Origin of the sequence: Reichenbachiella sp. MALMAid0571 (genome assembly GCF_040151475.1) — a bacterium.
GTDB lineage: Bacteria > Bacteroidota > Bacteroidia > Cytophagales > Cyclobacteriaceae > CAXBNB01.
On record NZ_JBDKWG010000132.1, the window covers coordinates 91,005 to 108,676 of the forward strand.

At 38.2% G+C, this 17,672-nt stretch carries 20 protein-coding genes and 1 pseudogene; 16 read left to right on the forward strand and 5 right to left on the reverse strand.

The genetic code is table 11. From position 1 onward, the window contains the following. Positions 1 to 41 precede the first annotated feature (41 nt). Positions 42 to 1,628 carry a sulfatase family protein gene (locus AAOP42_RS12475; RefSeq protein ID WP_349528857.1) on the forward strand — a complete coding sequence of 529 codons (1,587 nt, stop codon included), beginning with the start codon at positions 42 to 44 and terminating at the stop codon, positions 1,626 to 1,628. Positions 1,629 to 1,735: 107 nt separating this feature from the next. Here the strand turns inward: AAOP42_RS12475 and AAOP42_RS12480 are convergent, their stop codons facing one another. From AAOP42_RS12480 to AAOP42_RS12495, 4 genes are all read right to left on the reverse strand, one after another. Next, positions 1,736 to 2,605 carry a 5-oxoprolinase subunit C family protein gene (locus AAOP42_RS12480; protein WP_349528858.1) on the reverse strand — a complete coding sequence of 290 codons (870 nt, stop codon included), beginning with the start codon at positions 2,603 to 2,605 and terminating at the stop codon, positions 1,736 to 1,738. Next, complete coding sequence (pxpB, locus tag AAOP42_RS12485; protein ID WP_349528859.1) at positions 2,602 to 3,324, reverse strand: 5-oxoprolinase subunit PxpB; 723 nt, start codon at positions 3,322 to 3,324, stop codon at positions 2,602 to 2,604. Before pxpB ends, AAOP42_RS12480 begins: the two co-directional genes overlap by 4 nt. A 1-nt stretch (position 3,325) precedes the next feature. Next, positions 3,326 to 4,060 (reverse strand): 5-oxoprolinase subunit PxpA, encoded by a 735-nt coding sequence (gene pxpA, locus AAOP42_RS12490; RefSeq protein ID WP_349528860.1) that lies wholly within the window; start codon positions 4,058 to 4,060, stop codon positions 3,326 to 3,328. Between the two features lie 480 nt (positions 4,061 to 4,540). Further along, a complete protein-coding gene (locus tag AAOP42_RS12495; RefSeq protein ID WP_349528861.1) occupies positions 4,541 to 5,476 on the reverse strand; it encodes an FKBP-type peptidyl-prolyl cis-trans isomerase in 936 nt (311 codons plus the stop codon). Positions 5,477 to 5,586: 110 nt separating this feature from the next. Between AAOP42_RS12495 and mnmE the strand changes: the two genes are divergently transcribed. The 10 genes and pseudogenes from mnmE (at position 5,587) to AAOP42_RS12545 (ending at position 12,428) form a co-directional block, all read left to right on the forward strand. Next, the gene (gene mnmE, locus AAOP42_RS12500; RefSeq protein ID WP_349528862.1) at positions 5,587 to 6,996 is read left to right on the forward strand and encodes a tRNA uridine-5-carboxymethylaminomethyl(34) synthesis GTPase MnmE; all 1,410 of its coding nucleotides are present in this window, start codon (positions 5,587 to 5,589) and stop codon (positions 6,994 to 6,996) included. Between the two features lie 19 nt (positions 6,997 to 7,015). Next, positions 7,016 to 7,423 carry a nucleotidyltransferase substrate binding protein gene (locus AAOP42_RS12505; protein ID WP_349528863.1) on the forward strand — a complete coding sequence of 136 codons (408 nt, stop codon included), beginning with the start codon at positions 7,016 to 7,018 and terminating at the stop codon, positions 7,421 to 7,423. Then, complete coding sequence (locus AAOP42_RS12510) at positions 7,423 to 7,737, forward strand: nucleotidyltransferase domain-containing protein (RefSeq protein ID WP_349528864.1); 315 nt, start codon at positions 7,423 to 7,425, stop codon at positions 7,735 to 7,737. The genes AAOP42_RS12505 and AAOP42_RS12510 overlap by 1 nt, the downstream gene beginning before the upstream one ends. Positions 7,738 to 7,894: 157 nt before the next feature. Continuing rightward, positions 7,895 to 8,062 (forward strand): annotated as a pseudogene (locus tag AAOP42_RS12515) (hypothetical protein); the annotation flags it as partial. Positions 8,063 to 8,083: 21 nt separating this feature from the next. Continuing rightward, the gene (locus AAOP42_RS12520) at positions 8,084 to 9,670 is read left to right on the forward strand and encodes a DUF1186 domain-containing protein (protein WP_349528865.1); all 1,587 of its coding nucleotides are present in this window, start codon (positions 8,084 to 8,086) and stop codon (positions 9,668 to 9,670) included. Between the two features lie 267 nt (positions 9,671 to 9,937). Further along, a complete protein-coding gene (locus tag AAOP42_RS12525; protein WP_349528866.1) occupies positions 9,938 to 10,237 on the forward strand; it encodes a helix-turn-helix domain-containing protein in 300 nt (99 codons plus the stop codon). A gap of 1 nt (position 10,238) precedes the next feature. After that, positions 10,239 to 10,448 carry a hypothetical protein gene (locus AAOP42_RS12530; RefSeq protein WP_349528867.1) on the forward strand — a complete coding sequence of 70 codons (210 nt, stop codon included), beginning with the start codon at positions 10,239 to 10,241 and terminating at the stop codon, positions 10,446 to 10,448. A gap of 128 nt (positions 10,449 to 10,576) precedes the next feature. Then, positions 10,577 to 11,383: a type IV toxin-antitoxin system AbiEi family antitoxin domain-containing protein gene (locus tag AAOP42_RS12535; protein WP_349528868.1), complete on the forward strand. Its 807-nt coding sequence runs from the start codon at positions 10,577 to 10,579 to the stop codon at positions 11,381 to 11,383. Continuing rightward, complete coding sequence (locus AAOP42_RS12540) at positions 11,380 to 12,174, forward strand: nucleotidyl transferase AbiEii/AbiGii toxin family protein (RefSeq protein ID WP_349528869.1); 795 nt, start codon at positions 11,380 to 11,382, stop codon at positions 12,172 to 12,174. Before AAOP42_RS12535 ends, AAOP42_RS12540 begins: the two co-directional genes overlap by 4 nt. Then, positions 12,171 to 12,428, forward strand: a complete 258-nt coding sequence (locus AAOP42_RS12545; protein WP_349528870.1) for a restriction endonuclease subunit S — start codon at positions 12,171 to 12,173, stop codon at positions 12,426 to 12,428. Before AAOP42_RS12540 ends, AAOP42_RS12545 begins: the two co-directional genes overlap by 4 nt. Before the next feature lie 65 nt (positions 12,429 to 12,493). Here AAOP42_RS12545 and AAOP42_RS12550 read toward each other — a convergent pair whose 3' ends face one another. Next, positions 12,494 to 13,435 carry a carbohydrate-binding family 9-like protein gene (locus AAOP42_RS12550; RefSeq protein WP_349528871.1) on the reverse strand — a complete coding sequence of 314 codons (942 nt, stop codon included), beginning with the start codon at positions 13,433 to 13,435 and terminating at the stop codon, positions 12,494 to 12,496. Positions 13,436 to 13,670: 235 nt separating this feature from the next. On the opposite strand from AAOP42_RS12550, the gene AAOP42_RS12555 reads away from it, so the two are divergent. The 5 genes from AAOP42_RS12555 to AAOP42_RS12575 all read left to right on the forward strand — a co-directional run bounded on the left by AAOP42_RS12555 (position 13,671) and on the right by AAOP42_RS12575 (position 17,592). Continuing rightward, entirely contained in the window at positions 13,671 to 14,369 is a 699-nt protein-coding gene (locus AAOP42_RS12555) for a response regulator transcription factor (RefSeq protein WP_349528872.1), read from the forward strand. Then, a complete protein-coding gene (locus AAOP42_RS12560; RefSeq protein WP_349528873.1) occupies positions 14,356 to 15,732 on the forward strand; it encodes a sensor histidine kinase in 1,377 nt (458 codons plus the stop codon). Before AAOP42_RS12555 ends, AAOP42_RS12560 begins: the two co-directional genes overlap by 14 nt. 78 nt (positions 15,733 to 15,810) lie before the next feature. Continuing rightward, complete coding sequence (locus AAOP42_RS12565) at positions 15,811 to 16,317, forward strand: hypothetical protein (protein WP_349528874.1); 507 nt, start codon at positions 15,811 to 15,813, stop codon at positions 16,315 to 16,317. Between the two features lie 7 nt (positions 16,318 to 16,324). Then, positions 16,325 to 16,792 carry a hypothetical protein gene (locus tag AAOP42_RS12570; RefSeq protein ID WP_349528875.1) on the forward strand — a complete coding sequence of 156 codons (468 nt, stop codon included), beginning with the start codon at positions 16,325 to 16,327 and terminating at the stop codon, positions 16,790 to 16,792. A gap of 2 nt (positions 16,793 to 16,794) precedes the next feature. After that, positions 16,795 to 17,592 carry a YoaK family protein gene (locus AAOP42_RS12575; protein WP_349528876.1) on the forward strand — a complete coding sequence of 266 codons (798 nt, stop codon included), beginning with the start codon at positions 16,795 to 16,797 and terminating at the stop codon, positions 17,590 to 17,592. Positions 17,593 to 17,672 lie beyond the last annotated feature (80 nt).

Consider the following 17,672-nt stretch of genomic DNA (forward strand, 5'->3'; position numbering starts at 1 on the left):
GTAGAGGTACCACATAAAAACAAAACGAAAATATGAAATCTATGAATTACAGATTTTTACACGGTGTAATACTAGCCATCATAGCATTAACGGTTATCAGTTGTAATCAACCAACTAAGTCGGTAGAAACTGTTAAACAACCTAACATCCTTTTTGCCATTGCGGATGATCAATCTTATCCTCATGCAGGGGTGTATGGCTTTGCAGAAATATCTACGCCTGCATTTGATCAGGTGGCCAATAGCGGTGTATTGTTCAGCAATGCATTCGTTGGGGCTCCCCAGTGTAGCCCTTCCAGAGCGGCGATACTTACTGGAAAAAATATCTGGCAAATAGAAGAGGCAGGCACCCATGCCAGTAACTTTCCTAAGAAATTTCAGGTATTCACAGATTTGCTGGAAACTGTTGGATACCAATTGGGATTTACTGGAAAACCCTGGGGGCCTGGAAATTATAAAATAACCGGCTGGACGAGAAATCCTGTTGGACCGGAATATAATGAAAAGGTACTTGAAGCAGTGCCGGCAAGTGGTATTCATTCAACGGATTATTTCGGAAACTTTGTTGATTTCTTGGAAAAGAAACCAACAGACAAACCTTTCTTCTTCTGGTACGGAGGACACGAGCCACATAGAGTTTATGAAGCTGGTTCAGGTGTGAAATCAGGAAAGTCTGTTGCCAATGTAATGGTACCTGCATTCTTGCCTGATGACTCTGTGACCAGAAATGATGTGTTGGATTATGCTTTTGAAATCGAATATTTTGATTCTCATTTAGGTAAGATGCTCAATTTGCTTAAAGAAAGGGGAGAGTTAGAAAATACTCTTGTAGTAGTTACGGCCGATAATGGTATGCCATTTCCTTATGCCAAAGCCAATTTGCAGGAATTTGGTACGCATGTACCACTGGCTATTTCATGGCCTGCGGGAATCAGGAAAACCAAGAAAACGGATGAGTTAGTAGCTATGATTGATCTGGCTCCAACCTTTCTGGAAATAGCAGGGGTAAAAGATGCTCCTGAGATGACGGGCAGAAGCATTACGTCTATTCTGTATTCAAAAGAAACAACAAAATCTAACAGAGATTTTGTATTAACGGGCAGAGAGCGGCATACCCATGCAAGACCTGATAATTTGGGCTATCCTGCCAGGGCGTTCAGAACCAAGGATTATTTATTTGTAAAAAACTACAAACCAGACCGTTGGCCAATTGGTGATCCTGTACCAGTAACAAAAGAAAATGATGAGAGAAATGCTGTTGAAGGGTTTTCAAAGTTATATCCGGGATATCTTGACATTGACGGATCACCTTCTAAAACTTTTATGATGGAAAATAAGGATCAGGAAAGTGTGAAAAACCTTTTTCAAAATGCTTTTGAAAAGCGACCTGCCGAACAACTCTATGATATTAAAAATGATCCATATTGTGTGAATGATTTGTCAGGAAATGCTGAATATGACGAAATCAGAAAGGATCTCAGCCAAAGGCTCGATGCTGAGCTAAAAAAACAGGGAGATCTGCGTATGTTTGGAAGTCAGATATATGACAGTTATCCAAGATACTCTACTACAAGGAATTTTCCGGGATTCAATAAACGAGGAGAGTACAACCCGGAGTTTAAGGATTGAAAATTAACCTGAATTACCACGGAAAACCCGCAACCGTCAATAAAGGAGCTTTTTCAGGGTAGTGATGATGGGAAGCGACGCGAGAGTCTCTATGAATTAAGAGGTTATCACGACTGTCTTCCTTCAGGCAGGGTTTTCAGTGTAAATTTTATCTGATCGCCCGGTTTTTTTTGTGCCAGTATATTGATACCCATTTCGGTTACTTGCAAAATCCTTGGATAACCTCCGGTGGTTTGGCAATCTTTCATAAGGACTACCGGATCACCTGAAGGGGGGAGTTGGACTGTTCCAGGCATTACTGTGGAGGTCAGGATACTGCCCGAATGACTATAGCTCAATACACCTTTCAAACGATAACCCATTCTGTTGCTGTCCCGAGTGATTTCGAATGTTTCGGAAAGGAGTTTTTCGTTCATCAGGTGGTATTCTGGTCCTGGAACTACGTCAACCGTATTTTCTTCAAATAAAAGATTACTTGGTTTTATTCTGGAATTTTGATGAAAAATCGGAGTGCTATTATTTTGGTAGTACAACTTCATTCCCTTTTTTAAAACAGGAAGGCCAAGCTGGGCTTTTTCATAAGCAGAACAACTTCCGAAATGTGCCGGGACATCAAAACCATTTTGAATGCAGAGATAAGTCCTGCATCCGTATTTTAATTTACCAAAAGACAACACATCTCCGGAGTTGATGGTTACGATGGTGTTTGTCTTCAGTAATTTCCCATCAATTCGGGCGGAAAGATCAGCACCAGTAATGACAATGTTTGCTTTGTCCTGAAAAAGGAGCTGGGGCCCCATCATCGTGATTTCCAACACAGGTGCATTGGAGTCATTGTCCAACAGGTTGTTTCCCAAGTCAGCACTCAACTGATCCATACAGCCACTAACAGGAATGCCAAAAGAACGGAATCTGGTTCTGCCTCTGTCTTGTACAGTGGTGTATAGCCCGGGAGATAGTACTTCTATGACACTCATAAGATCTCAACTTTTGGCGCATAATTTCCTTGCTCTATCTCTTGATTAATTTGATCATAAGTCAGTTGGTCGATAGGATCAAACTTAAGCGTATCTCCGGGTCTTACAAAGCAGGGACGGGTTTTACTACTGTCAAAAAGAGGTATGGGCGTACCTCCAATTATGTTCCATCCTCCAGGACTGTCTATAGGGTAGATGCCGGTTTGAGACCCGCCTATTCCTACTGATCCTTTTGTTATTCTCAAACGTGGAGATTCTCTTCTTGGGCAGTGTAATTTGCTGTTTAATCCACCCAAATAAAGAAAGCCGGGGAGAAATCCAATAAAGTGTACTCTGTAGGGTTGTGAACTGTGTATGTCAATGATTTCTTGTTTTGATACTTTTAAAGTATTGGAAATTTCTTGTAAATCAATTCCAAATTGCTCTTCATAACAAACCGGAATGATCCATCTTTTGTTATCAGATTGGTTTGAAATTCTGGAATCATAAAAAAAATTTAACTTTTTAGTTGTTGATTGGAAATCCTTCAATTCGTTGAAAAACAATGTCAATGAAGCATAAGTGGGAACTATTTCTATAAGACCTGCCGGAGGACGTTTTTCTATTGCAGACTGAAAAGCAATAATGTCGGTAAGGATATCTTCACTGATTGATTGTGGCCATTCAATTAAAAGTGCGGCTGTACCAAACCTTCGATATGTCAGTGAGAAATTCTTCAAATTAAGCTATGTTGTGTGAATTGGAATTTAGTTTTTGATGAATAAATTTTACAATCTCAACTGCTTTAGGGTTGTCTCCATGGATGCAAATAGTATTGGCTTCCAGATGTAGTTGCTTGCCAGTAATGCTCTCTATTCGTTGCTGTGTTATGATGCTACAAACCTGCTCGTATATGTCTTCTTTGTTTTCCAATACTGATCCTGCGATGGATCGGTTTACAAGTTGCAGGTTGTCATTATAAGCCCGGTCTGCAAAGGCTTCAAATATGACTTTTATTCCCCTATCCAATGCCAAATTTGCTATTATTGATTTATAGGGAGCATAGAGGAACAAGTTATCGTCAAAACTATTGATAGCGTTTAAAACTGCTTCTGCTGTACTTTTGTCCTTGGCGGCTTCATTATACAAAGCACCATGTGGCTTGATATGATGGAGTTTACTGCCGGAAGATTCGGCTATAATTTTCAGTGCCTTGATTTGGTTTTCTATAGTGGTGGTCAAATCCTCTGATGATATTTTCATTGCGTGCCTGCCAAAGTTCTTTTTATCCGGGTAGGAGGGGTGAGCACCGATTTTTACATCATACTTCAATGTCAAATCTACTGTAGATTTCATGATTGCAGTATCTCCTGCATGGCCACCACAAGCAATATTGCAGGAGTTGATGTAAGGCATGATAGCCTCCTCATTTCCCATGCCTTCTCCCATATCGCAATTAATGTCTATGGTTTTCATTTCAATTTTAGAAGTTGAACTTAATTGTGTTTACCTAAAAATAAAGTTATCACAAAATGATAAGCTTGTGTGGTTCAACTTGTGAAAAAATGAAGAGATTGTATTAGAAATATTCAGCAGTTGTCGGGCTTATCCCGGCATCTCTTGGGAAAAGCATAAAGAGCTTTTTCTCGAACAGGTTCCAGAAAGCCTCTCTATAAGGTGCTTTGAGAAGCCTTTCAGGATTCTTAAAGCTTGCCTTTTGAAGAGCTTTACCAATCTCTGAAAGCTTAGTAAAGCACAGATTTATTCTGGCATCTGTTGGGAAAACAACTACTTCGTTTTTTTAGATGAGGGCGGAATAAATCCTATAGCCGTAAACCTAACGGTTTCTGTCATTTCGACGAAGGAGAAATCTTCTTGAAAGTTTGCAATAAGCAAAGAAGATTTTCTTAAGTCGGGATGAAAACTGGAATTATTCATCCATAAAAAGTGACTGCTTTAATCAACCGAAACCAACTCTACCTCATACAATACGGGAGTGTAAGGAACTACCTTGGTCGTAATGATATTATCGTCTAAAAACTCCTCACGCAAAGAGGTAGGAATCACCTGAATACTGGCACCAAATGCTATTTCAGAAGGCATGATCAACAGGGCTTTATCTCCTTCTTTCATTTTCAAGATGCCTTGCCTCAACCCTTCTACCAGTCTTCCTTCATTTAGTTTCACCTTCAAAGGGCTCAGAGCTTCCGTTTTTTCTATGACAGTTCCGTCAAGGTATTTTCTTGTGAAATAAAATTCTACTTCACTGTATCCTGTTGGGGAGTCGCCGCTTCCCGATTCGATGGTTTTGAAATACAAACCTGATGTGTAAGATTCAACACCCTCGATTTGGTTTGCTGTTATGTAGTTGTCGATGGAATCAATTTCTATCTCATACATTTCATCTTCTGTTTTGAAATCTACCAGTTCCATTTCCACAATGAAGTTTTCGAACGAACTAAAGACATCTCCAAAACTATAGCTGTCGAAAGCCAGATATGAAGGGAGGTAAAATCTGTTCTTCTCACCTTTTTTTAATAAATCTACTCCATAATTAAAGCCGTTTGGCATGATGCTCGTCCAGGCAAATTTGAACTTTGTCAAAGTCTCTGTGTTTGACTCTACTACGTTTCCATCAAGTGTTTTCATATCATATTTTATGAAAACCACATCCCCCAATTCCGGGATGGTTCCGTTTGCGTTTTCTACTAATTCTTCATAATAAATACCCGTGGATGATCTTTTTGCTGTGATGTTGTTGTCTTTCAAATATGCCATTATCTCCTGGTCATCCCTCTTCACTTGTTTTTCATACTCGCTTTCCTCTAAACAAGAAAACAGGGAAATTGATGCTACTGCGAGTACACTTAAAACTCTTTCGCTCTTCTTCATGATCTTTTTATTTTACTAGTTAAAAATGTTAATAAATTCTTATCCTTAGGACACAGGTATTTTCTAATTGGTTGGAATTTTCGACTCATTAGAAAATATTTTATAGCCTAATGGTCAAAGTATTATTCAGCCACCGTATTGTCTGCTATCTTTGTGGCATGGAGATGAATGATACTATAGTGGCGTTGGCAACAGCTCCCGGTGTAGGGGCGATTGCGGTAATCCGACTGTCGGGTGCAGGTTGTATTCAAGTGGTAAATGAAGTATTTAAAGGTGCTGACCTTACTGCTCAAAAGTCGCATACCGTGCATTTTGGAAACATCATGGACGGTGATACTATGATAGATGAGGTGTTGGCTACAGTTTTTGTAGCTCCCAATTCTTTTACCAAAGAAAATAGTGTAGAAATCTCCTGTCATGGTTCTCAATACATCATCAATCGTATCATTCAATTGCTGGTAGTAAAAGGTGCCCGGCTTGCCAATCCCGGTGAGTTTACCCAACGGGCTTATTTGAATGGCCGATTTGATTTGGCGCAAGCCGAAGCAGTGGCTGATTTGATTGCTTCCGAAAATGAAGCTGCCCATACTACTGCTCTCAACCAAATGCGTGGAGGCATTTCGGGTGAAATCAAAACACTTCGGGAAAAACTCGTGCATTTTGCTTCAATGATCGAACTGGAACTGGATTTTTCTGAAGAAGATGTAGAATTTGCCAGCAGGGATGAACTTAAGCAACTGATCATGAATATAGACAAGGTACTTGTAAAATTGATTGACAGTTTTCAGCTTGGTAATGTGATTAAAAATGGTGTTCCTGTAGTGATCGTAGGAAAACCGAACGCAGGGAAATCTACACTTCTCAATGCGTTGCTTGAAGATGAAAAGGCCATTGTGTCGGACATTCCGGGTACGACGAGGGACATCATAGAAGATGAGCTCAATATTCGAGGTGTCAAATTTCGATTTATAGATACTGCAGGTTTGCGGGAAACCAAAGATCAGATAGAAGCCATAGGAGTGGAGCGGGCTGAACGAAAAATGGATGAATCAGCCCTTATTATGTATTTGTTTGACCTTTCAACAGAAAGCCTGGATATTATTCAGCAACAAGAAGCCCGTTTGATAGAAAAGAACAAACCCTATATTCTGGTTGGGAATAAAGTGGACAAAGTAGAAGCGGAGCATGAGCAGCTGAAATCGAACAAACACTATGTGTCGATTGCTGCTAAACAACTGATTGGAATTGACAGATTAAAAGAATTGATCTGGGACAAAAGCCAAATGGATAACTTTAAGCCTGGTAATGTAGTAGTCACCAACATTCGCCACTACCAAAGCCTGGTCAATACACAGCACTCCCTGCACGACGTAGTGAGAGGTATTGACAACCAGATCACCAATGACTTCCTCGCTCAGGATATCCGTCATGCACTGCATTACCTCGGAAGCATCACAGGGCAAATTACAACGGATGATTTGCTAGCGAATATTTTCAGTAAGTTTTGCATCGGGAAGTGATTGTTTCTAATTTTAGGATATGGGAGATCAGGATATTCGATGGAAACAACGCTTTGATAGTTTTAGCAAAGCGTTAAGACAACTAAAAGATGGGGTAGATTTAGCTGAGAGCAGGTCACTTTCCAGACTTGAAGAACAAGGGCTTATTCAGGGATTTGAATTTACCCATGAGTTGGCCTGGAAAACTTTGAAAGACTTTATAGAAAGTAAAGGCAATACAGTTCTTTATGGTTCTAAAGATGTGACCAGAAAGGCATACCAGTTAGAACTGATTGAAGATGGAGAAAGCTGGATGCAAATGATCGAAAGCAGGAATTTGTCATCTCACACCTATAATGAGGAAACAGCAGAGAAAATTGTATCTGAAATCCTTACTAAATACTACAACCTGTTTTCTTCACTTGAAGTCAAAATGAACGAATTGTAATGGAGAAAAACTGTATCCACGGTTTGTCCTCAGACCAAAACAATGTTGTTGAAGCCGTCTTTGCAAACTATCCTGAAATAGAAGAAGCTATTCTTTATGGCTCAAGAGCAAAGGGCACTCATCGCAATGGTAGTGATGTTGATTTGACTTTATTGGGAGAAAATATAAGTCTCACTACACTTCTTGGAGTATTGGGTGCGTTAGACGACTCCAGCCTTCCTTATATATTTGATGTTTCTATTTATGATAAAATAGACAACCCTGATTTGATTGAGCATATTGATAGGGTGGGGGTCAGTGTTTACAAAAGATAGAAAGGTTAATGACAAACAAAAAACAATATGAGACATGATTTGATTAATTGGAAGCAGTTTTTTTATTTGGGGAGTAGTGATAATTCTATTAACAATTTACTATTATATCAGGTCATTATTTTGAAAACTCTCAACATTATATATAGTGAGAGGTATTGACAACCAAATCACCAATGACTTCCTCGCACAGGACATCCGCCATGCACTGCATTACCTTGGAAGCATCACAGGGCAAATCACAACGGATGATTTGCTAGCGAATATTTTCAGTAAGTTTTGCATCGGGGAAGTGATATTTGGGTCGTTTACAGACATAATTTTATGATTAATCAATTTATATAGCTTAATGAGCACAGAAATTAGAAAATACAAAGTAGAAGATGATGCCTTGTTTTTTGATAAGATGAACGATGTAACCCCTCAATTACGGGTTCAGTTCGAAAAATGCTACGATTGGGCACTAACAGGGGGAAAAGTAGAGCGAAAAAAAATTGAAAAGCAAATTAAAGCCTTTCCTAATAGTCCCACACTGAAAAATTATTTAGCGGTATGGTATTCCGTAAACGGGCAAGCAGAAAAATCCAATGAAGTGAACAGAAGGATTGTCGCCGAACATCCAGATTACCTGTTTGGAAAAGTGAACCTTGGGTTTGAATACTTTCAGAAAGGACAATATGAAAAAATCCCTGAGGTGATGGGACAAGATATGGAGCTTGCTTCTTTGTACCCTAATAGAGAGGTGTTTCATATTTCAGAGGTGTCTGCTTTTCTAAAAATGACCATTAGGTATTTTTCAGTAACTGGAAATATGGACAAAGCCGAGTCTGACTTTAAACTTATGTCAGATTTGGATCCAAACTCGAAAATCACCTTGGAAACAGAACGGTATTTGATGATGGTTCGAATGAAAAATTTTACTGAGAGGATGGAAAAGGAGAATGCAAAAAAGATGAAAGTGAAAACGAAGTTGGAGAAAATAGGTTCGTCAGTGCAGGTAGAGCCACCTACATTTCACCATAGTCAAATCAACGAACTCTACAGCAATGGGCTTTATATTGAAGAAGATACTATTTTAGAAATTTTGTCACTGCCTCGTGAAACTCTGGTGCAAGACCTTCACTTGGTATTAAAGGACAGTATTGATCGGTATGAATACTTTAATCGGATGATTGAGGAGGATGATTGGGATGATGAGTTGATGTTCTTTGTGATCCATGCCATATTTCTGCTTGGAGAACTAAAATCTACAGAAAGCTTGACTGAGGTACTACACGTATTGAGACAAAACAATGCATATCTTAGGCTGTACTTGGGTGATTTTTTAACTGAATTTCTTTGGGAGCCAATTTATAAAATCGCAGAAGGACAATTGGATGAATTGGCGTCATTTGCTTGTGAACCAGGTATAGATACTTATGCGAAATCAGAGATATCAACAGTCATTGAACAAGTAGTATATCATAGTCCAGATAAGAAGGAAGAGGCTGTTGAGTGGTTTAGAAAAGTACTGACTTTCTATACGCAAAGCGATATAGAAGATAATGTGATAGATAGTGACCTGATTGGGTTAATGATATGTAATGTTATCCATGTTGAGGCAGAAGAGTTGTTGCCCGAAATGGAAATGCTTTTCAAACTTGGTTACGTAAGCACTGGCATTTGTGGTAATTATGATGAAATCGAAAGGGATATTAAAATGCCGTCAAAGTATAGCCATAAAATGGAGGTTTTAGGTATTGTAGATCGATATGACCAGATTACATCTACCTGGTCGGGGTACAATCCCATAGAAGATTATGCTGAGTCAGATTATGCTGAGTCAGATCATGATTCTTACCCTAAATCTTTTCCTGTAGTCAACGAGCCTAAAATCGGTAGGAATGACCCTTGTCCTTGTGGCAGTGGTAAGAAATATAAAAAGTGCTGCTTGTAAAGTTTGATAAATTCAGAGCATGCCACAATTACTTATAACCAGTCGCTCAAACATCTACTGACCTATATATATAAATCACTAATATGAAAACTTCCTGAACGATGTGGTGAATAGTATAGACAACTAAATCACAACCGATGATTTGCTTGCGAATATTTTCAAAGTTTAATATCGGGAAGTAAGCCTATTCGAATCATCTCGTATGTTTTTTGTGTTATTACTATATTAAATACATAAAACGTATATCTGTACTTATTATAGTACATTATGAAAAAGGAAAAGAAGCAAATACTATTTCCCAAACATCAAAAAATACTGGAACAACTTGGCGAAAATATCAAGTTGGCAAGGAAAAGACGCAAGCTAACCGCTCTTCAAGTGGCAGAACGGGCAGGTATTGCCAGAAATACATTGTATCTACTTGAAAAGGGAACGCCAAGTGTATCCATGGGTGCATTGTTCAATGTGTTGCGTGTGCTTGGGCTACACGAAGATTTCCTAAAACTAGCCGCAGATGATGAATTGGGAAGGAAGTTGCAGGATTTAGATTTGCTGGGAGCCAAGTAAGATGGGAACAAGTAAAACAGATGTATTCGTTTATGCACATTGGGTAGGAATGCCTGATCCAAAATTGATTGGACTACTTTCTGCTCATCAGGGGAAAGATTTTATTTTAAAGGGGTTCGATGTTATGAGCTCTTGGAAGTGCTCAACATTAGCACTGGTATCCTCCAACCTTAGAGACAAAGGCATCTACTCCACTAAAAATTTTATATGAATATGACGATATCGTAGAGATGCTGAGGAGGAATAAGGTTTGATGGTTTCTAACAAGCCAAAATACTTTGAAATGCAAGAATAAAGTTTTAGTTTGCAAAAGGGTACGGAATTCATACACTTTTGCACATGATGACTAAGGAGCTTACATACAATTACCTCGAAGACTTTGTAAACGAAATCAGAGCAAAAGGAAGATATATCTTCTCACTGAGTGAGGTGAAAAGTGAGTTTCAACTCTCAGAGCAAGCGATCAAAAAGAGTCTCTCCAGACTTAAATCAAAACACCGTATTGCCAGAATAGGCAAAGGATTCTATGCCATAATTACGCCTGAGTACGCCTCATTTGGTATGCTGCCTCCTCATCTATTCATTGACGACATGATGAAGGAATTGAATAAAAAATATTATGTAGGTGTGCTTTCTGCTGCTGCTCTTTATGGGGCTGGACACCAACAACCAATGGAATATTTTGTAATTACAGAAAAGCCAGCCTTAAGAGATATTGAGATCGAAAAGTTGAAGATCAACTTTCTAACCAAGATAGAATGGTTTTCGGAAGATATCGTAGAAAAGAAAACTGATGCCGGGTACATTCAAGTTTCATCCCCAGAGCTTACAGCTCTTGATCTCATCTACTATCCACAATTTGGGCTGAATCGTGTATCCACAATCCTTTTAGAGTTAGTTGAAGAAATGAAGGCATCAGCATTAACCAAAACTGCCAGGACATATCCGCAAACAGCAGCGTTGCAAAGACTAGGATATTTACTCGATAGAGCAATGCAGGAAGATAAGTTGAGTGAAGCACTATTTAAAGTACTCCAAACAAAAAAATACTATTCCGTAGCATTGGCATCAGACAAGGATAGAAAGGGTGAAACTGATTCGAAATGGAAAGTGATTGTCAATACAACGATTGAAGCAGACCTATGATACCGAGACGATACATAGAAGAATGGAAAGCTATCGCCCCATGGCCAGACAATGCTCAGATTGAGCAGGATTTGGTTATAGAGCGAGCATTGATAGCACTGTTTTCAGATGACCTAATCCGGGAATCACTGGCCTTTAGAGGAGGTACTGCACTGCACAAATTATACATGAAACCACAAGCCAGGTATTCGGAAGACATAGACCTGGTGCAGATTTCAGATGGGCCTATCAAACCCATACTGGAAAGAATCAGAGAAGTACTAAAATTTCTGGGAACGAAACGAGCAGTCAAACAGAATATCAATAACAACACCATAGCCTATCGCTTCGAATCAGAGATCCCTCCCGTCATCAACCTACGATTGAAGATCGAGATCAATTGCCGGGAACATTTTACAGTACTAGGGCTAAAAGAGTTTCACCACACCATGAATAGCGGCTGGTTTTCGGGTGAGTGTACCATCATGACTTATGAGCTTGAAGAATTACTGGGCACCAAACTAAGAGCTCTTTATCAACGCAGAAAAGGCAGGGACTTATTTGATTTATACCAGGCGTTGAACCTACATCAACTGGACACAGACAAACTCATTCAGTGCTATCAGGAATACATGCAGTTTGTTGTTGACAAACCACCTACACAAAAGCAATTCCTGCTCAATATGGATGAAAAGATGAAGGACAAAGAGTTCAATGCAGACATCATGGCTTTATTAAGACCAGGAATCAAGTATGATAATGAACAAGCTTATGAGGTTGTTAGAACGGAGTTAATTGAGAAGTTGAAATGAGCAAGGAGTTCGTGAAATATGAATTGCCCAAAGGGTGGGTTTGGACGACTATTGGTGAACTTGGTGTGGTTATGAGTGGTGGTACTCCATCCACAAGAGAAAGGAGATATTGGAGCGGTAATATTCCATGGATATCTCCAGCGGATTTAACTGGATACAAAGAAAAATATATAGAGAAGGGGAATAAAAGTATTACTCAAGACGGACTTGATGAGCCATCTACTAAACTAGTCCCTAAGGGTAGGGACTGCTGATATTTATAGACATTGATATAACTTAAAATCCACCTTCTTAGAGGGTGAATTCTTTAACCATTTTATTATTTCTTTAAACTACTTACATCTGCCTTTGAAAAATTAATGTAAGTAAAGCATTCTGGTACATGAGAATCCCAGATGCCATGAGGGCTCCATGCCCATCCACCCGAATCTTTTGCAGGTTCGGCTTCTTTGTATTGGTTGAATCTTGAGAAATCCATTCTCCAAATATCTTTGGCTTGAGGTGGAACACTTCGATTGTCTCCCTTTGCCAGAATAGCGAGACTAGACCAGGGTAGTGCAAGTTCTACTGTCCAGCCTCGATCTCTATCCTTGTCATTGTTGACAGTTCCATCTACAGAAACGGCAGTTTTCAGGCCTTCAAGATCCCAGTTCCAAAATCCAATTCTGGGCCCTCTGGGATGAGACCTATAGCCCACGCCATTGAACATTCTTCTTCCGGGTTCATTGAGCCCTAAATTTTTCATAGTGTCATATCCACCCTTTTTGTAAGCTTCCTCCCAAAGGAAAAAAACTTCATAAATAGTACCATAGGAATTAATTTCAAACTCGTAGTAACCATCCTGCCCTGCTATAAATAGTTCTACATCATTATTTTGATAGATCAATCCATCTCGTTTTGTTATAGAGGCTTGCAGATTGGGTTCCTCTATCCAATACGCTATATAAAGATATTCATCATCCCACAGCACAGCAGCTTGCGTATCGTGAATGGTTTCTGCTCCGGAAATCAGATCTCTGAAGTTGGGTGACTTTGGAGCTAATTTCCATTCTTTTTCTTCCAGTTTTCCATCAATTGTAGGTGTATTTGCTATTCTGTATGCATCATAATTTGGGATTTCAAATTGATCGCAAGGACTCTGAGGAAGCTTTGTAGATTGCTTTTGTTTACCCTCATGTCTGATTGGCTTATTCGTTTCTAAGGAGGAGGTGCCAAAAGTAAAGAGTGTAATTAGCAGGACATGAGAAAAGATATTGTACATGATATTTTTTTAAATGGTTGAGTCCTTTTTGTAAAAAGATACTATTCTGGAAATATATAAACATTTCCGGAATATTTACATGCTTGAATGGATAAGCCTAAGGTTGTGTCTTTGATTAAAATTCTAATGATATTCTAATAATGTAATTCATTCTGAGAAGGCTGTTTATTTTAATTTTGCGTTTTTTATTTCTATAAGTTGTAGAAAACATCATAGACTCAAACTTAATATTTCGATGAAGATTTTACTTGTTGAAGATGATTTTCAAGTGTGTTCTTTTATCAACAAAGGCCTTACGGAAAATGGATTTGAGGTTAGCGTAGCAATGACAGGAGATACGGGACTTCAAATCGCAAAACAGTCAAACTTCGATCTGATAATCCTTGATATAATGCTCCCGGACATGAGTGGTTTGGATGTATGTCAACAAGTTCGAAAAATCAATAGTCAGATTCCAATATTGTTTTTAACAGCACTAGGAAGTGCAGAGAATATTGTTTTGGGATTAGAGACAGGTGCTGACGACTATTTGGTCAAACCTTTCAAGTTTATAGAACTAATTGCACGGGTAAAAACGCTTCTGCGAAGAGCTGATAATCATGGCTTGCCTAAAGCGAATGAAGAATTGTACGTGTTTTCTGATATTGAGATCAATGATCAATCCAAAATAGTAAAGCGGAACGGACAGAACATATCTCTTACATCCACTGAATATCGGCTATTACTTATGTTTATGAAAAATGCTACGAAAGTACTTTCAAGGACGAGTATTCTGGATGAAGTATGGGGCATTACGTTTGACATGGGCACCAATGTAGTAGATGTGTATGTTAACTATTTGCGAAAGAAATTGGACAAATATGGAACGGCTAAGCTCATACATACTGTGATAGGTATGGGCTATGTCTTAAAGGAGTCAAATGAAAATTCATAATAAGATCATATATTTGGTAGTCAGTATTTTTCTGATTTATACTTTTCTGTTTGGAGGATTCATCTATTACTCTATTGCTAATTATGCCTATACGGATTTTTACAAGCGATTGGAAATTAGAGCAGTGACCGCTGCAAAAATAAAACTGGAACATCCCACAGAAGTGAGTAGCATCAAGGAACTGCATCAGGAGTATCTGGAAAAACTACCCCACCAGAAGGAATATTTCTTTGAAGTGAATGAGATGGGTGCAATAGACAGTGAATTAGTGCCATTAGAAATTCGAGGAGCATTTATAAAAGAAGTAATACAGCAAGGATCAGCTATTCACAATCATCAGAACCTTTTCTACTCAGGAATACACTATGTTTCTACAGAAAATAAAGAGTATGTAGTGGTGATCTCTGCAGAAAATTATTTCAACAGTCATCATATCGCTTATTTAAAGAATCTTTTATTTACATCACTTATCTATACTATCATTCTCATTCCGATTATATCTGTAGTGTTTTCCAGAACACTTGTTCATCCTATCAACAACATTATTAAAGAAGTAAAAAAAATAAGTTCTGAAAACCTTCACCTCAGGTTGATGATGCCAAATCAAAATGATTCTTTAAGCAGATTGACTATGACCTTCAATGATATGTTGGATAGGTTAGAGACATCTTTTGAAACCCAAAAAAACTTTATAAGTAATGCCTCACATGAACTCAATACCCCCTTGACTTCCATCATTGGTCAGGCGGATGTGGCATTGACGAAGCTCCGTACATCAGATGAGTATATCGAAACCATCAAAATAATATTAGGAGAAGCTGAAAAATTAGAGCAAAAAACCAAAGCCCTTCTATTCATGGCTCAGACAGGGTACAATGGAAAAAGTTTGAAATTTGAGATTGTAAGAACTGACCAGCTTGTCTTGGATGCAAAGCAGACCGTTGAGAAAATAGATAGAGATTCCAAAGTTTGTCTGGATTTTAGTCTTTTACCTGAGATACCGGAAAAACTCAAAATCAACGGCAATGGACAATTACTTCATTTAGCACTTTGTAATATTATGCTCAATGCATTTAAGTATTCGGATGGACAACCAATCAATGTAGCTTTGGGAGTTAATGGCAAAAAGGTGATCATTATTATAAAGGATAAAGGTATAGGTATCCCTGAAGATGAAATTAAATACATTTACGATCCCTTTTTTCGCGCTTCAAACACAAAAAACTATGAAGGTTATGGTATTGGGCTGCCGCTGGCTCGAAATATCATTAAAATTCACAATGGACAGTTGAATGTGCAGTCTGTTCAAAATGAAGGTACCACAGTACGTATTGACCTTCCTATTTTTAATGGCAAATTCTAATGACATCTTAATCTCAATTTAAACACTCTCTAATCCCACTGCAGATACTTTTGAATTATCAAAAAAATACAGAGGGATATGCACAAAACTATTTTAATTCCAATTGACTTTTCGGTAAAGTCACTTAACCTTTTAAGGTCAACTTTAGAAAAGGAATCAGAAGAACCCGTCAATATAGTATTGTCTTGCGGGCATTTTCTGGGTACTTCCATTACAGAACTCTTATTCTTTTCCAAAGAAAAACTGCTGGACGAGCTAATAAATCCGGAATTCAAAGCATCTCTTGAGGTGATTTATAGCAAATACAATTCTCAAATCTCAAATTTTAGTATTGAGATATTTACAGGAAATAGTGTAGCAGGGTTCATCAATTTTCTGGAAGGTAATCGAATAAACAGAGTGTATATAAATCCTGACTACACTCCAAAATTTAAAAATAAAAACAGCTTTGATTTGATGCCATATATAAAAAAAAGCAGGGCTTTGGTTTATCATGTACAGTGGGCTGGAGCCAGTCGTAATCACGTTGTAAGCAAGTCTGAGACGGTAGCAGATATTTTTTTCAGAGAAATGGTTAAATCGTAGATTGTCTATGAAATCCAGCTTCATATCAATTGTCCCTATCATCACTTTTTCAGGTTTATTTCTATTTATGATATCCAATGATAAAAGTCCTGAATTGAAACTCATTGGAAAATGGGAGGAAGTCTCGTGGGAATATGAAAAAGTTGATAAACCAGAAAAGAATAGGGAAGGTTGGATAGAAGAAATAGATGATCAGGTTCAAAAAGAAATGTATAGCCATTTGTTCATCCATGAGGCCGAATTATGGAATTTCTTAACGAATAAAAACCTTTTGCTATTTAAGAATGAAAATAAGCATGATTCTTTGAGATGGAAGTTAAAGGGAAGAGGTAATGTGCTGGAACTACAGCATAATAATTTGGAAACCGAACAATATATAATACATGACCTCACTCCAGATGAACTAGTACTGCATTTTAATTCAGACTTGCAGGTTAGAGGGATAGTAAAAATGATATTTAAAAGGATAGATTAAATATGTTAAAAAATAAACATGATAAGAGGTCGATAAGTGACAACATTAAGTTAGGGTCACTTACTGCATTTTCGGCAGGTATGGTTAATGTAACATCTGTAGTCATATTCTTTTCGTTTACTTCTAATGTGACTGGCCATTATGCTATACTAGCCCATGAGTTGTCCAAAGGAAATTGGTATCAGGCAGCTATTGTATTGGCTTGGATTTTTCTGTTCTTTTTTGGAAACTTCATTTCCAATATTTTGATTATTAATATGCAGGGGAGTCGCAAATATTTGGGGCATGCTCTTCCTCTTATACTTGAAATAATATGTCTTCTAATGGTGGGTACTTATCTTGAATATCAATATGCAGAAACTCTCCAGGAAACGGAAGCCCTGGTAGCACTTATGCTTTTTGCAATGGGCCTCCAAAATGGATTGACAGCCAGCATCTCGAACTCTGCTGTCAAAACGACACATTTGACTGGACTCACTACAGACTTAGGTATTCTTTTTTCACTTTTCACGAAAAAAATTCATAGAGAAGATAAAGAATTGACCAACAAGGCACAATTGCTTTTAGCTATTCTCTTTTCTTATCTCATAGGGGGAATTTTTGCAGGGCTGGTATTTTTAGAAATCCAAAATACGGTATTCTACATTGTTAGTGCTGTTTTAGGAATTATTCTGATATATGACTATCACGCTATCAGATTTCCGGGAGTACTCATAGTAGAGCACTTATACCTTAGAAGACGATCAAAGAAAGTAGAAGGCGTACAAGAAAATATTGATGACCGACGTAAAAGTGCATAAGGACTTTTTTGAGGGCTCAAGATAATGTTGTTATATTCAATGTAGTCTTTGTGAATTATTCTGACTGCAATGACAGAATC